At 67.6% G+C, this 14,169-nt stretch carries 16 protein-coding genes; 6 read left to right on the top strand and 10 right to left on the bottom strand.

The window, feature by feature from the left end:
* Window positions 1-24 precede the first annotated feature (24 nt).
* Entirely contained in the window at window positions 25-795 is a 771-nt protein-coding gene (locus RTY13_RS12080) for a hypothetical protein (protein WP_312783709.1), read from the bottom strand.
* Entirely contained in the window at window positions 792-1,556 is a 765-nt protein-coding gene (locus RTY13_RS12085; RefSeq protein WP_312783711.1) for a class II aldolase/adducin family protein, read from the bottom strand. The genes RTY13_RS12080 and RTY13_RS12085 overlap by 4 nt, the downstream gene beginning before the upstream one ends.
* Before the next feature lie 163 nt (window positions 1,557-1,719).
* Between RTY13_RS12085 and RTY13_RS12090 the strand changes: the two genes are divergently transcribed.
* The 3 genes from RTY13_RS12090 to RTY13_RS12100 all read left to right on the top strand — a co-directional run bounded on the left by RTY13_RS12090 (window position 1,720) and on the right by RTY13_RS12100 (window position 4,209).
* Window positions 1,720-2,865 carry a DUF2336 domain-containing protein gene (locus tag RTY13_RS12090; protein ID WP_312783713.1) on the top strand — a complete coding sequence of 382 codons (1,146 nt, stop codon included), beginning with the start codon at window positions 1,720-1,722 and terminating at the stop codon, window positions 2,863-2,865.
* A gap of 31 nt (window positions 2,866-2,896) precedes the next feature.
* Window positions 2,897-3,673: an NAD kinase gene (locus RTY13_RS12095; RefSeq protein WP_312783715.1), complete on the top strand. Its 777-nt coding sequence runs from the start codon at window positions 2,897-2,899 to the stop codon at window positions 3,671-3,673.
* A 62-nt stretch (window positions 3,674-3,735) separates the two neighbouring features.
* The gene (locus RTY13_RS12100; RefSeq protein WP_312783717.1) at window positions 3,736-4,209 is read left to right on the top strand and encodes an Hpt domain-containing protein; all 474 of its coding nucleotides are present in this window, start codon (window positions 3,736-3,738) and stop codon (window positions 4,207-4,209) included.
* A gap of 111 nt (window positions 4,210-4,320) precedes the next feature.
* Here RTY13_RS12100 and RTY13_RS12105 read toward each other — a convergent pair whose 3' ends face one another.
* Together RTY13_RS12105 and RTY13_RS12110 are read right to left on the bottom strand one after the other, a co-directional pair.
* Window positions 4,321-5,460: a DUF2336 domain-containing protein gene (locus RTY13_RS12105; RefSeq protein ID WP_312783719.1), complete on the bottom strand. Its 1,140-nt coding sequence runs from the start codon at window positions 5,458-5,460 to the stop codon at window positions 4,321-4,323.
* 97 nt (window positions 5,461-5,557) lie between these two features.
* Entirely contained in the window at window positions 5,558-6,361 is an 804-nt protein-coding gene (locus tag RTY13_RS12110) for a transglycosylase SLT domain-containing protein (protein WP_312783720.1), read from the bottom strand.
* Window positions 6,362-6,491: 130 nt separating this feature from the next.
* On the opposite strand from RTY13_RS12110, the gene RTY13_RS12115 reads away from it, so the two are divergent.
* Entirely contained in the window at window positions 6,492-7,226 is a 735-nt protein-coding gene (locus RTY13_RS12115) for a TonB family protein (protein WP_312783721.1), read from the top strand.
* 9 nt (window positions 7,227-7,235) lie between these two features.
* Here the strand turns inward: RTY13_RS12115 and RTY13_RS12120 are convergent, their stop codons facing one another.
* Complete coding sequence (locus tag RTY13_RS12120; RefSeq protein ID WP_312783722.1) at window positions 7,236-8,246, bottom strand: FAD-dependent oxidoreductase; 1,011 nt, start codon at window positions 8,244-8,246, stop codon at window positions 7,236-7,238.
* 48 nt (window positions 8,247-8,294) lie between these two features.
* A complete protein-coding gene (locus RTY13_RS12125; RefSeq protein WP_312783724.1) occupies window positions 8,295-10,145 on the bottom strand; it encodes a phosphoenolpyruvate carboxykinase (GTP) in 1,851 nt (616 codons plus the stop codon).
* 215 nt (window positions 10,146-10,360) lie between these two features.
* Between RTY13_RS12125 and RTY13_RS12130 the strand changes: the two genes are divergently transcribed.
* The gene (locus tag RTY13_RS12130) at window positions 10,361-10,987 is read left to right on the top strand and encodes a DUF938 domain-containing protein (RefSeq protein WP_312783726.1); all 627 of its coding nucleotides are present in this window, start codon (window positions 10,361-10,363) and stop codon (window positions 10,985-10,987) included.
* Between the two features lie 12 nt (window positions 10,988-10,999).
* On the opposite strand, the gene RTY13_RS12135 is transcribed toward RTY13_RS12130, so the two are convergent.
* Window positions 11,000-11,494, bottom strand: coding sequence for a hypothetical protein (locus RTY13_RS12135; RefSeq protein WP_312783728.1), 495 nt, complete (start codon window positions 11,492-11,494; stop codon window positions 11,000-11,002).
* Window positions 11,495-11,805: 311 nt separating this feature from the next.
* On the opposite strand from RTY13_RS12135, the gene RTY13_RS12140 reads away from it, so the two are divergent.
* Window positions 11,806-12,573 (top strand): pseudouridine synthase, encoded by a 768-nt coding sequence (locus RTY13_RS12140; protein WP_312783730.1) that lies wholly within the window; start codon window positions 11,806-11,808, stop codon window positions 12,571-12,573.
* Window positions 12,574-12,577: 4 nt separating this feature from the next.
* On the opposite strand, the gene RTY13_RS12145 is transcribed toward RTY13_RS12140, so the two are convergent.
* The 3 genes from RTY13_RS12145 to RTY13_RS12155 all read right to left on the bottom strand — a co-directional run bounded on the left by RTY13_RS12145 (window position 12,578) and on the right by RTY13_RS12155 (window position 14,168).
* Window positions 12,578-12,877, bottom strand: coding sequence for a transcriptional regulator (locus RTY13_RS12145; protein WP_312783732.1), 300 nt, complete (start codon window positions 12,875-12,877; stop codon window positions 12,578-12,580).
* Window positions 12,874-13,248 carry a hypothetical protein gene (locus RTY13_RS12150; RefSeq protein WP_312783734.1) on the bottom strand — a complete coding sequence of 125 codons (375 nt, stop codon included), beginning with the start codon at window positions 13,246-13,248 and terminating at the stop codon, window positions 12,874-12,876. The genes RTY13_RS12145 and RTY13_RS12150 overlap by 4 nt, the downstream gene beginning before the upstream one ends.
* Before the next feature lie 155 nt (window positions 13,249-13,403).
* A complete protein-coding gene (locus RTY13_RS12155; RefSeq protein ID WP_312783736.1) occupies window positions 13,404-14,168 on the bottom strand; it encodes an ATP12 family protein in 765 nt (254 codons plus the stop codon).
* Window position 14,169 lies beyond the last annotated feature (1 nt).

Below are 14,169 nucleotides of genomic sequence, written 5' to 3' on the forward strand. Positions count from 1 at the left end.
TTGGTTTCCGTCGCGGAATCCGCGTCAAAAACGCCGCCAAAGGCCGACCACCGGCCCGCGCGACAAGGGCGTTTCGTGGCCGGCGACGGTCTGTCGCCAACCGGCCTGCACGCTCCAGTCGCCGAAACGCCGGACCGCCGAGGCCTCGACCGACACCCACAGCGGATCGGTGTCGCCGTCGGCCGCGCCGCCGTAGACCTGGGCCAGCAGCATCCAGTTGTTGTCCAAGTGCGCTCCGAGGGTCGCATCGACCCTGACCTCATCCGGCAGACCCTGCCGCCAACGTCTTGCGACCTGGGCTTCGAGGAAGGTGCGCTGCGGCGCCCAACCTCCGCCTTCCAGCGAGTGGCCGAACATGGCCCGCACCTCAAGGTCGCCGTCGCCCGCACCGGGTCGCGCATAGCCGGCATTGCGCCCCTCGCCGCCCTGAGCGTAGCCGACATAGATCGCCGCCGCGTTGTGATTGTCGCGATAGGCCTGCCAACGCAAGCCGACCTCGATCGGACCGCGCCCCTCGAAGTCGACAAAGGCGTCCCGCCCCTTCTGCCACTCCCCCTTGAGCTGCAGCGTCCACTGGTCGCTCAAGCCGTACTCCGCGAACAGCGACGCCGCCTGATCGCGTCGTTCGGTGGGCAGATCGACCCTTTGACCATCCCCGAACCCTTCGTCCGCGCGCATGTCCTCATACTTGACGATCGCCTGGCCCTGGCCCTTCGGCAGGTTCCAGGCTCCGGCAGCGGCGGAGGACGCCGCCGCCAGCCCCAGGATGATCAGCAGCCCCCCGACCGCCCTCACACGTCGTAGCCCGGTGATTTTCGTTCCAGCTGACGCAGGGCCCCCGGCCAGGCCAGGGCGGAGACGAAGCCGATGCCGCGTCCCTGATCCCTGGTTTCGGCCTGGGCGGCGTCGGGGGCGACCAGCACATGCTCACGTCCGCCCGACAGGGCCGCCACCTGCTGGGCGCAGGCCCGTTCCAGGAAGAAGATCCCGACCCAGGCCTGGGCCGCCGTCTCGCCGACCGCCATCGTGCCGTGGTTGCGCAGCAGCATCAGCGGCTTGTCACCCATATCGGCCACCAGACGCTCGCGCTCGTCATGGTTCAGCGCCAGCCCCTCATAGCCATGATAGGCGATTTGATGCTGCAGCAAGCAGGCGTTCTGGCTGATGGGCAGCAGCCCGTCCTTCTGCGCCGCCACCCCGACCCCGTTCACGGTGTGCAGGTGGATGACGAACCTGGCGTCCTCGCGCGCCGCATGGACCGCCGAGTGGATTGTGAAGCCCGCCGGATTGATGAAGCTGGTCGTCTCCTGAACGATGTTGCCGTCCAGATCGACCTTCACCAGAGAAGAGGCTGTAATTTCGTCGAAATACCAGCCGTAGGGATTGATCAGGAAATGATGCTCCGGCCCCGGAACGCGGGCCGAGATGTGGGTGAAGATCATGTCGTCCCACCCGTGCAGGGCCACCAGGCGGTAAAGCGCCGCCAGCTCGACCCGCACCTGCCACTCGGCCTCCGACACCCGCGTCTTCAGCGACGCCGCCGATCCGTCCGCCATGACGAGCTCCCTTATCATTGTTCTGTTGAACCTCGCTCTGCGTCGCCCCCTCGTCAAGCGGCCCGTTCTGAGCCTGGAAGGTTTTCATTAACCCTGTTTTCATGCCCCCGACCGACTATGCCGTGCGGCCTGGGCGGGCCGCCTTCCATGCGCGGAGCCGCCATTGTCCACAGTCGTCCCATCAGAGCCGACCAAGCCGTCGCAGGCCATTCCCCTGTCCGGTCTGAACCAACTGCTGGACCTTGCCAGCAAGCGCTCGCCGGACGATCAACACCGCCTGCTTATGGGGGTGGCCGGTCTCTATGAGTCAGCCGCCGATCATGGCGGGGCGCCCGAAGCCCTGGCCGACATCTTCGTCGCCCTGACCCGCAGCGCCGAGCGCGAAATCCGTCGGGTCCTGGCCCAACGCCTGGCCAAGGTCGACTGGGCGCCCCCTGCCCTGGTGCGGATGCTGGCCGCCGACGAGATCGAGATCGCCCGGCCGGTGATCGCCGCCAGCCCCTTGCTGCTGGACGACGACCTGCTTCAACTTCTGGCCGACTGTTCGATCGAGCATCAGATTCAGGTCGCCCTGCGCCCCGATCTCGGCGCCGCTGTGGCGCGCGCCATCGTCGCAGGCGGCGACGCGGCGGTCATGACCGCCCTGGCGACCAACCGCAGCGCCCGGATCGAACCCGCCGCCTTCGCCGATCTGGTCGGCCATTCGCGTCAGCTGGCCGCTCTGCGCGCGCCTCTGACCCGCCACCCGTCTCTGGACGAAGACCTGGCCCTGCGCCTGTATCAATGGGTCGGGGAGGCCTTGCGTCAGGCCATCAGCGACCGCTTCACCCTCGACCCCGCCCGGCTGGCGGGCGCCATCCAGGACGCCGCTCAGACCAGCGCAGGCCGGGCCGCATCAGATCTGCCCGCCGCCGTCGAATGGGACTTGGCCGCCGAAGACCCCGACGCCCGCCTGGTAGCCAAGCTGCACAGGGCCGGCCAACTTCGCCCCGCCTATCTGATCCGCGCGCTGCGTGAGGAAAAGCTCGGCGTCTTCGCCCACGGCCTGGCGACCCTGGGTCGGTTCGAGGTGGCTCAGGTCCACCGTGCGCTGGCGGGCGACACGGCCCGCCCCCTTTTCCTGGCCTGCATCGCCGTCGGACTGGATCGCGCCGCCTTCCCGGCCCTCCTGACCGAAATTCGCAAGCTGAACAAGGGCTTCCCGCGCGACCCTGACGGCTCCGCCTGGCGCCTGGCTGAGCGGTCGGCGGATCAGGCCGCCTATGAATTTCGGTTACTGATGGCCGATGCCGACGGTCCTTCCGTTTGACACAGGCCGCCGGCTCCGCTTGCCTGTTCCCGTGAACACGCCCGCTTCCCTCGCCCTGACCTTCGTCGCCAGCGACCGCCCCGAAGCCGAGGCGGCGCGTGAGCGGCTGACCCAACGCTACGGCTCGGTCCCGGTGGCCGAGGCCGACGTCATTGTGGCCCTGGGCGGCGACGGCTTCATGCTGGAGACCCTGCACAACAACCTGCAACTGCGCACTCCGGTCTACGGCATGAACCGCGGCTCGGTCGGCTTCCTGATGAACGACTATGACGAGGACGACCTGCCGGCCCGCCTGGCCGAAGCCGACCGCACCGTCATCCATCCCCTGCAGATGGACGCCTGGGTCGAGAGCGGAGAGGTCCACAGCGGCCTGGCGATCAACGAGGTCTCCCTGCTGCGCCAGACGCGCCAGACCGCCAAGCTGCGCGTCAGCATCAATGACAAGGTGCGGCTGGAGGAGCTCAGCTGCGACGGCTGCATGGTCGCCACCCCCGCTGGTTCCACCGCCTATAACCTGTCGGCGCACGGCCCGATCATTCCGCTGGACGCGCCCAGCCTGGCCCTGACGCCGATCAGCGCCTTTCGTCCCCGGCGCTGGCGCGGAGCCCTGCTGTCGCACACGGCGCGCGTTCGTTTCGAGGTGCTTGAACCGGACAAGCGCCCCGTCAGCGCCACGGCCGATAATTTCGAAGTCCGCCGCGTCACCCGCGTCGAGGTGCGCGAACGTCGCGACATCAGCCTGACCATGCTGTTCGATGCTGGACGTTCATTCGAGGAACGCGTCATGGCCGAGCAGTTCGCCAGTTGAACGTCACGGGTTTTTAAGGCTCCGCCGCATAAGGTGACATCACGAGTTCAGGAGCCCGTCACGTGAGCAACCCTCCCCAGGTCATTCGCCCGCACAACCCCCTGCGCGCCAAGGTCGGCGGATTCGGCGGCATCGACGCCGACGCCATCGCCAAGGCCGAGGCCGCCCTCAAGGCCATGTCGGCCCAGTTCGGCCAGTGGCTCAACGATGAAGTCGTCAAGCTGGACCAGGCCCAGGCCGACATCCGCGCCAAGGGCTATACGCCCGAGACGGCCGAAGCGCTCTATTTCCGCGCCCACGACCTGAAGGGCCTGGGCGCCACTTATCAGTATCCACTGGTGACCCGCATCGCCGGCTCCCTGTGCCGCATGATGGACGACGTCGACAAGCGGATGCAGGCCCCGGCGGCCATCCTCGACGCCCACATCGACGCCATCCGGGCCGTCGTCCGGGACGAGATCCAGACCGATGAACACCCGGTCGGCCGCACCCTGGCGGAAACCCTGGAAGCGCGGGTCGCCGAACACTTGGCCTGAAGCCGCCACTAGCCATAAGAAAAGGCGCCGCCGATCTCGGGGGCGCCTTTTTTGTTGCCGCACCCGCCCGTTCACCCCGGCCGACGCCGGGATAGGCGGATCGAGAAAACCTCAGGCGGCGCTCACGGCCGTTTCGAGACGCTCTGCCGGGCGGTCCAGCCGCTCCAGCAGATAGGCCAGATCGTCGCGCGAGGTATTGGGCCTCTGGCTCAAAAAACGCTCAAGCATCCGCTGACGGAAGACCTCGCTGGCCGTGTCGCCGCCTTCGGCCTGCAGGGCGCGCCAGGTGTCCACGCCGGCACGGAAGGCCTGGAACAGGCGCGGCGGCAGGCCAGCCCGGTCATAGATGGACTTCAGGCCCAGAGGCCCGGCGTCATGCACCATCAGCCAGGCGCGGTGATGCGGCGTCCCGGCCAATTCGGCCAGGGCGTGCTCGAACAGAGCCATCTGTCCCCGAGCCAGGGCCCGCAACAGCAGGGAGGCGTTCAGCGCCTTGCGCGCGTTCAAACCCGCGACGAAGGTCGGCAGATCTTTGCTGACCCGCGCCTGATCGACCAGATCAATCGTCACCCGCTCGCGCGCGAACTGGGAGAATTGGATCGCGGTTTCAGGCGCCACGGCATGGCGCGTCACCAGATGCTCGCGCACAGCGTCCGTCGCCAGGGCAACCAGCCGCTCGGTCACCGAAAGGGGGAGAACCTGACGATAGGCGATGGCCGAGACGATCTCGGACGCCTGCCCGAAACGGTCGATGACCATGCCCAGGGCGGCTTCGGAAATGTCGGCGTTGTCGTTCGCCGCCAGCGCTCGAACAGCCGTGGAGCAGCCTTCGGCCGCCAGCACCGTGGCGACATCGCGAGGCACACGATCGCGCGAAGCCACGGCGTTCTGGCGCACAGCCGAACCGGCGCGGACAATCTCGATCAGGTCGTCGTCGGTGAAGACCGGCGAACTGGTGATGATCGGCAGCGCGACGCTGTCCACATCGGCGACCAGACGGCGCGCCACCTCGCGCGGCATCAGATCCGAAGCCTTGAGGGTCACAGCCAGGGCGCGGCGCACCAGCTCGGCCGTATCATTGGCCATGACGGTCAGGATCTTCTGCGCAGCCGCGCGATCCGCCTCGTCCAAGGGCATCCGGTCGATGCTACGGCACAGCTTGTGCGCCGCCGCTGCGCGTTCATCTTCCGCATCCGATTTGATCAGACGCCTGATGTCGCTTTCCGTCAGTCGGGCGCGGTAGGCGGTCATGCAAGGAGCTCATGAGCTAGGCGGGCGAAGAATCAATCGTCACGCTTAGCTTTACATAGTTAACGCTCCGTTAGGAGTGAGGCGAAACTACGTTCATTCAGGCTGAGGCTTCTGACGGCGGTGCAAAGGCTCCGCCAAAGCCTGCGCTCTTGCCGCCCTGGCCGTCCTGGCCGAGCAACAGGGCCAACAGGCTCTGGTCCTGTTTCAGCCGATCCAGCCGCGCCGCCAACATCCGGTCCTTGTCGCTCAGATCCGGCGTCGCGTTCAGGGTTGAGCCGACGCCCGCCGCCGGAGCGCCCTCGCCTGCCGTGCGCTGCAGGTTAGCGTGGACCTCGGCCACCGTGGCGTGACGACCGTTGCGATAGAAGATCGAGCGATTGGCCGAGGCCGCGTCGGGGAACAACGAGGCCGCGCTCGCGCCCGGCCGCGACTGCATGGCCTCCATCAGCTTGGCGGCGCCCGCCGGGCCGAGGAAGTGAGCGGCGTAGAGATCGCCGGCGCCGGGCTCCCGCCCCGTGCGGCCGCGCAGATAGGCGGCGTTGGAGGCCGTCAGCTCCGCCGCCATGGTCGAGGCGGCCTGGGCGTCGAAACGCAGGTCCAGCACCACGTTGCGGGCCGAACCCTGGACGCGCCAGCGGCCGTCGTCGCCACGATGGATCAGGTCGGCGTACTGACCGTATCCGTGCTTGGCGCCGTGCTGCTTCACGGTAGCGAGCCAGGTCTGCTCGATGAACTGGAACAGGCCAGAAGCGGACGAGGTCGAGGCCCGCGCGGACGGGTTCATCGCGCTCTCGCGGCGCGCCGTCTTCATCAGGAAATCGAAGTCCACGCCGGTCGTGCTGGATGCACGCCGGATGGCCGCCTCAACCCCGCCGGATGATGGAATCGCTCCTACGCTCATATGGTTGACGGTCGCTAACTAAGGTTAATGAAAACCTAACTCGACAAGCGCCGCAATAAAGCCGCAAGCCGAGCGCGACCATTGTTTCGTGGGCGCTGGGGAGGGCCTGCGACAGGAGGCGTTGAAGGCCATGATGATCAGAACCGCGGGCGGCCCCGGACTGGTGAGCCCGATAGACTTTTCCGAGCGCAAGAAGCCGATCCCGCGCTGGATGTGGGCGGCGATCGGGGTCTCGGCCCTGGTCCACGTCGGGGCCGGAGTGTGGCTCTATAATCAACGGTTCGAGTTGGCGGACATCCCGGTGGTCGAGGACGGACCGACCACCGTCATCGACATCCTGCCCATGCCCAAGCCGCCGGAGCCGACCGTCGCGACCAAGGTTCCTCCAGCGCCGACGCCGCCGATCCATCGGCCCGAGACGGTGATCCCCTCCAACGTGGCGCCGCTGCCGGTTCCGGTCGCGCCCGTCACATCGACGGACACGGGACCGATCATCAACATCACCGCCCCCGCCAGCGAGCCTTCGACCGGAACGGCAGTCTCTGCCGAGCCGGTGCGGACGCCGCCGGTCATCACCAACCCCGACTGGGTGCGCAAGCCCTCGGCGGAGCAGATGATGCGGGCCTATCCGTCGGCGGCCGAGGCACGAGGCGTCAGCGGCGTCGCCAACCTGTCCTGTCTGGTGAAGGTCGACGGCACCCTGACCGGCTGTTCGTTGTCGTCCGAAACGCCGGGCAATCAGGGCTTCGGGCGGGCCGCCATGAGCCTGACGCGCTACTTCCGTCTGAGCCCGCGCACGGTCGATGGTCAGGCCGTCGACGGCGCCCGCGTCAGCATGGCCATTCGCTTCACCCTGCCCGAGTAGGCTCGACGGCTAGATGAAGCGACGGGGCGCGAGGGTCGGTTCTCTCGGGGACCGGCCCTCGACTTCGTCAGCGACCACCCCAGCAACCAGCGGCCCCAACAGCCAGCCGTTGCGGCGGGGCCCCACGGCCAGATGCAGGCCCTGCCCCACCTCGCCCGCCATCGGCAGGCCGTCGGGCGTGGCGCCGCGCACGCCCGCGCGCCATTCGATCGTCAGCGGACGCGGCGTCTGGCCCAGCACGCGCCAGGCGGCTTCGAGCATCTCGGCGCAGCGTTCGGGGTCGGGCGTCAGCGACCGCTCACCCGCCTCCATCGTCGCCCCGATGACGCAGCCCGCCCCCATCGGCGCGACATAGGCGCCAGGCCCCCGCACGACGTGATCGACCAGGCGCTCGTTCACCAGCCCGATCTGGCCCCGGATCGGGCTGATCAGGGCCAGCAGGGTCGCAACCGCTTCAGGCAGGCCCTCCAGCGCCGCCCCCGTCCCCGTCGCCAGCACGACCTGATCGGCCTCGACCGAACCCGCCGTCGTCTCGACCCGCCAACGTCCGTCCGACCGCGACAGAGCCGTGGCACGGCCTTCCAGCACCCGCAGGCCCTGCGTCAGCGCCGCCAGGGCCTGCGCCGGTTCGACCTTCCAGTCTTCGTTTGTCGTCAATCGCCCAGCCTCGCGGCCATAGGCGTGTTCAAGGCCCAATGCGGCCAGACGCGCCGCCAGAACCTCGACGTTCCCACCGCGCCACTCGGCCAGATCGCGGTCCAGCCTGACGCCGGTCGCCTCGGCGAAATCCGCCCAAGCGTCGCGGGCGCGGCGTAGCAGGGCGGCGTGTTCGGGGTTCAGGTCATCGACGGCGCTTTCCATCGCCGGCGCAATCATGCCCGCCGCAACCGCCGAGGCGTTCAGCCCGCCGGGATCGACCACCGTCACCGCATGGCCGCGCCGCGCCAGTTCCGCCGCCGTGCACAGGCCCAGAACGCCCGCGCCGACCACCAGGATGTCTTGAGAATTGAAAAGGGGCACGGGCTGTCCTTCGACCTCCCGCGCCCCGATTTCAACCCGGCTTTTGTCTTACTCGGCGGCGAGCTTGGCCGCGCGAGCCTCTTCCAGACGCTTGGTCAGGGCCGCGTGCTGGCCCCACAGGGCCTTGGACAGACGGTCGCCGAACTTCTCGTAGAAGGCGGGGATCAAGGCTGCTTCCTCGGTCCAGACCTCGGCGTCGACGTCCAGCAGGATCTTCAGGTCGGCGTCCGACAGGCTGAGGCCCGACAGGTCCAGCGCCGCCTTGGTCGGCAGGCGACCGACAGGGGTGTCCAGCGCCTCGGCCTTGCCGTCCAGACGCTCGACGATCCACTTCAGCACGCGGGCGTTGTCGCCAAAGCCCGGCCAGACGAACTTGCCGTCCTCGTTCTTGCGGAACCAGTTGACGAAGAAGAGGCGCGGCAGCTTCGAGGCGTCGGCCTTCTGCCCCATCTTCAGCCAGTGGCCGAAGTAGTCGCCCATATTGTAGCCGCAGAAGGGCAGCATGGCGAAGGGATCGCGGCGCAGCTCGCCGACCTTGTTCTCGGCGGCGGCGGTGCCTTCCGAGGCCACGGTCGAGCCCATAAAGACGCCGTGTTCCCAATCGAAAGCTTCCGTCACCAGCGGCACGGCCGAGGCGCGGCGGCCGCCGAACAGGATGGCGTCGATCGGCACGCCCGCCGGGTCTTCCCACTCGGGCGCGATGGCCGGGCACTGACCGGCGGGGGCGGCGAAGCGGGCGTTGGGGTGAGCGGCGGGCTCGCCCGAGGCCGGATCGTGCGGCTGGCCCTTCCAGTTCGTCAGGCCGGCAGGCGCTTCCTTGGTCAGACCTTCCCACCAGACGTCGCCGTCAGCGGTCAGGGCGACGTTGGTGAAGATGGTGTTCTTCGCCAGGGTCTCGAGCGCATTGTGGTTGGTGTTGCGGCTGGTGCCGGGCGCCACGCCGAAGAAGCCCGCTTCCGGGTTCACCGCGTACAGGCGGCCATCGTCGCCGAAGCGCATCCAGGCGATGTCGTCGCCGACGGTCTCGGCCTTCCAGCCCGCCAGCGCCGGTTGCAGCATGGCCAGGTTGGTCTTGCCGCAGGCGCTCGGGAAGGCGGCGGCCACGTACTTGGACACGCCCTCGGGGCTGGTCAGCTTGAGGATCAGCATGTGCTCGGCCAGCCACCCCTCGTCGCGGGCCATGATCGAGGCGATGCGCAGGGCGTAGCACTTCTTGCCCAGCAGGGCGTTGCCGCCGTAGCCCGAGCCATAGGACCAGATTTCGCGCGTTTCCGGGAAGTGGACGATCCACTTGTCGTCGTTGCAGGGCCACGGCGCGTCTTCCGCACCCGGCGCCAGCGGCGCGCCCAGGGTGTGGACGGCGGGAACGAAGACGCCTTCGGCGCCCAGCATGTCCAGAGCGCCCTTGCCCATGCGGGTCATGACGCCCATCGACACGGCGACATAGCCGCTGTCGGTGATCTCGACGCCCAGGGCGGAGATCTTGGAGCCCAGCGGCCCCATGCAGAAGGGCACCACATACATGGTGCGGCCCTTCATGCAGCCGTCGAACAGTCCGTCGAGGCGGTCGCGCATCTCGATCGGATCGGACCAGTTGTTGGTCGGACCGGCGTCGGCCTCGTCTTCCGAGCAGATAAAGGTGCGGCTCTCGACGCGGGCCACGTCCTTGGGGTCCGAAGCGGCGTAGTAGCAGCCGGGGCGCTTGGCCTGATCCAGTTCCTTCAGCGTGCCCTTGCCGATCAGGTCGGCGACGATGGCCGATTTCTCGGCGTCAGAGCCGTCGCACCAATGCACCCGATCCGGCTTGGTCAGGGCCGCGATCTGGGCCACCCAGGCGACCAGGCCCTTGTGTTCGGTGGGCGCCGGATAGAGTCCGGGAATCGATACGTCTGCAGTCACAGTAATGGTCTCCTGAACCGGGCCGCCCGACGATCTGACGCCGTCGTGACGAGTCGGGCGCCGATCACGCCCTGTTACAGGCGCAATGCCATCGGAGACGACGCAAGGTCAACCGTTGCCGCAATTCACTCTCATCGGAATAAATTTGCTGCGTTGCAGCAAGTTTTCCGGTCGCGACAGACGCCGAGCGGCGATATCACGGATTGATGCGAACCATGGACACCCTGACCGCCCTGCCCGACGGCGCGCTGGCCTCGCCGGCCTCGGTTCGCAACGCCGAGCCCATCCTGAAGCTGTTGCGCGCCCATCTCCCGAAAACCGGACGGGTGCTCGAGATCGCCGCCGGGTCCGGTCAACACGCCCTGACGTTTTCCAGCGCCCTGCCCGGCCTGGAATGGACCCCGAGCGATCCCAGCCCGGATGCCCGCGCCAGCATCGCCGCCTGGGCCGCTCAGGCGGGGGCCCCAAACCTGCAAACGCCGCTGGCGCTGGACTGCATGGATGAAACGAGCTGGCCCGAGGGTCCGTTCGATGCCGTTCTTTGCATCAACATGATCCACATCAGCCCCTGGGCGGCGACCGAAGGCTTGATGAAGCTGGCGGAGCGCGCCCTGCCCCGCCCCGGCGGCTTGCTCTACCTCTACGGGGCCTATCGCGAGGCCGAAGTTCCGCTGGCGCCGTCGAATGAGGCGTTTGACGCCAACCTGAAGACCCGCGATCCAGCCTGGGGCCTGCGGGACCGGGACGAGGTCGTCGCCCTGGCCCGATCGCGCGGCCTGACGCTGACGTTGCGGACGGAAATGCCCGCCAACAACATCAGCCTTCTGTTCAGACGAACCTAGTCAGACGCGCGATCAGGAGATCGTCGCGACCACCGCCGACAGCTGGGTGCGCTCATTGATCAGCGCCACCTTGCCGCCCTGGAAGACAGCGCCAGGTGCCTCCGCTGCCACGCCGAAGGCTTCAGCCGCCAGGGCCACGCCGTCAGCAAAGGCCAGCACCGGCATGCCCTGAGCCTTGGCCAAACCCAGCAACGCCTTGACCTGAGCCAGGCCCGCCTCGTCCGCCACGCCGCCCGGCACGACCACGCCCTTGACCCGTCCGCCCGAGATGTCGTCCGCCGTCGCGGTGGCCAGCACGGTCACGCCGCCGCTGACGAGGCTGGCGTCGCCCGTCGAGATCGGCGCCAGGGACACGCCGTCAAAGCGCAGCGCGGTCTCCAAGTCGCCCAGAGGGCCGAAATCCATGCCCTTGCGCATGATCAGGCCCATACGCAGACGCACGGGGGCGGGTCGGTTGAAGCCCTGACGAGGGCGTGCAGCGGTCGAGGTGTTGCGTTGAGCGGACAAGACGTCTCCTTCGAAGGTTGTCGTTCAATATTCGATCACCCGTTCAGAATGGATCGGGTGAAATGACCCTGAAGAGGAACTGAAAACGCAAATCGCCGCGTCACGGCGTGGCCGAACGCGATCTGGATCAGTTTTTAAGGGTGACTGAACATATAGGCCCGTTGCGTTGAACGTCAATGTCAGGCCTGAACCACTTGATCTCAGCGATATTCAGAAAAGCTCTGCGAAATCTTTCCGCACATCGTTCGTCTGACGCCTTGCCTGCCCTGCCCCCGGCCTTCTACAGAGCGGCATCTTCGAGGACGGACTCCATGGCTTTCACGCGCACCTACGACGGCCCTGAGCCCGTCCGCATCAACAAATGGCTGGGCCAGAGCGGCGTCTGTTCGCGGCGCGAGGCCGAGGGGCTGATCGCCGAAGGCCTGGTCAGCATCGACGGCGAGGTCGTGACTGACGCCGGCCGCAAGATCGAGCCGGGCCAGACCCTGACCCTGAACGACACGGCCGAGGCGGCGCTGGCGGCAGGCGTCACCATTCTGATCCACAAGCCGATCGGCTATGTCTCGGGCCAGCCCGAACCGGACAAGATCCCGGCCGTGCGCCTGCTGACCGAGGCCAACCGCATCGGCGAGGGCGCCGTCCCCGCTGAGGACGCCTCCCTGCCCCCGATCGGTCGTCTGGACGAGGATTCGCGCGGCCTGCTGCTGATGTCGTCGGACGGGGTGGTGGCCAAGGCGGTCATCGGGCCGCAGTCAAACCTGGACAAGGAATACCTGGTCCGTGTCGCCGGCGACGTGACCGAGAAGAAACTGGCCCTGCTGCGCCGCGGCCTGATGCTGGACGGACGGGTGCTGAAATACGCCAAGGTCTCGCGCATGGAGCAGAACCGCCTGCGCTTCATCCTGACCGAGGGCCGCAACCGCCAGATCCGCCGCATGTGCGAGATGGTGGATCTGGAGGTCATCGACCTGCTGCGCATCCGCGTCGGTCCGATCCGTCTGGACAACCTGCCCGAGGGCAAGTGGCGGATGATCAGCGCGGACGAACGCGAAGCCCTGATCAACGGCGCGGCAGGCTGATCGGTCAGTTCAGGGCCAGGCCCGCCAGTCGGGTGAGTTCTGCGACATGGCTGGCGAACGCCTTTCGACCCAAGGACGTCAGGCTGAGCCACGTCCGCTGACGCCCCTCGGACGCCGCCTTGCGAAGGGCGACATAGCCCGCCTCCTCCAACTGCTTCAGATGTTTGGACAGGACAGAGTCTGATACCTCAAGCCGGTCGCGGATCATGGCGAACTCCGCATCGTCGATCCCGGACAGGAGGGCGCAGATCTGCAGTCGCCCCGGAGCATGGATGACCGTGTCGAAGACCGGCGGCGCGCTCATTCTCCTGCCTCGGCCAGTTCCCGCCGCCACACGGCGGTCCAGACCCGGCTGCCCACGATAGCCGCGACGAAGCCCAATGCCCCCGACACCATGAACAGCCACCAGGGTCCAGCGAACCGTCCATACAGGGACAGCCCTATCAGTCCGAGGAAGACGGCCAGGAGCCCAAACGCCACCCAGCGCGCGCGTTTGGGCGAATAGCCGCTGACCCACCAGCCGAACTTCTTGCGCCACCACATCACCATGGCGGCGAGACCACCCAGGGCGATGGGCAGGACAATCAGTGACCAGGGCTGAGACATGCCCTGCCCCGCGACCAGAAGGCCGCATACCGCGCCGTAGGCCAGATCATAGCCAATGGGGTAGTCCATCGATGGCGCGATACTGCTGCGCGCGGCCCGTATCGACGCCAGTGCGTCCTGGGGGCTCTGAGGGTCGTGTGACATGACGAAACCTTACTTTCCAATGCGGAAAGAATAGACATCAGTTTCCATCACGGCAAGACATAACTTTCCAATATGGAAAGTTATGTCTTCAAGGCCTCGAACCACCGCTGCAGCAAGGTCGCCTCGTCGCGGTGGGCGGCCACGCGGGCGGCGGCTTCCTCGTCCACGCCCCAGCGCGCCTCGGTGAAGGCTTCGTCCAGACGCGACAGGTCCAGCGCCGCTTCGCCCGACAGCGCCCCGCGCTGTACGGCCAAGCCCAGAACCGCCGAACCGAACAGCGGCACCGCTGTCGCCAGCCCGGTCAGGGCGTGGTCGTCCATCTCCAGCGCCAGGGCCTTGACCCGCTCCAGCGCCTCGGGCGCCTGGGGCCGGTGAACGATGCCCTCGGCGGTGTGCAGGGCCACGCCCAGTTCACGTGCCGCCCAGTCGCGCCACGGCCCCCAATCGGCCTGCTGACGCTCGATCAGAGCTGCCGGATGCTCAGCCAGATAGCAGAGCACGTCCGACCCGGCGTAGGCGGCGATCTCGGCGGCCACCGCCTCGCGCGTCTGGCTGACCCGGTCGATGGCGGTGGAGGCCAGCCGGGTGGCGGGCATGGTCCCCGGCTCCAGGAACTCGCCCTGCGCCGCCCATTCGTCCGCGACCAATTGCGCGGCAGCCTCGGTCGGCAGGGTCAGGGTGTTGCCCGCCGGCGTCTTGGGCGTGCGGCCGTCCAGACGCACGGTCCAGCCGCCCTCGTCCTTCGACACGTCAGCCACCGTCCAGAAGCGCTTGATGCGCTCCTCGGATTCGCGAAAGCCCTTGCGGGCGGCGACGTTGGGATCAAGCGGAGGGATGTGGGACATA

Source organism: Brevundimonas sp., from assembly GCF_032055285.1.
GTDB lineage: Bacteria > Pseudomonadota > Alphaproteobacteria > Caulobacterales > Caulobacteraceae > Brevundimonas.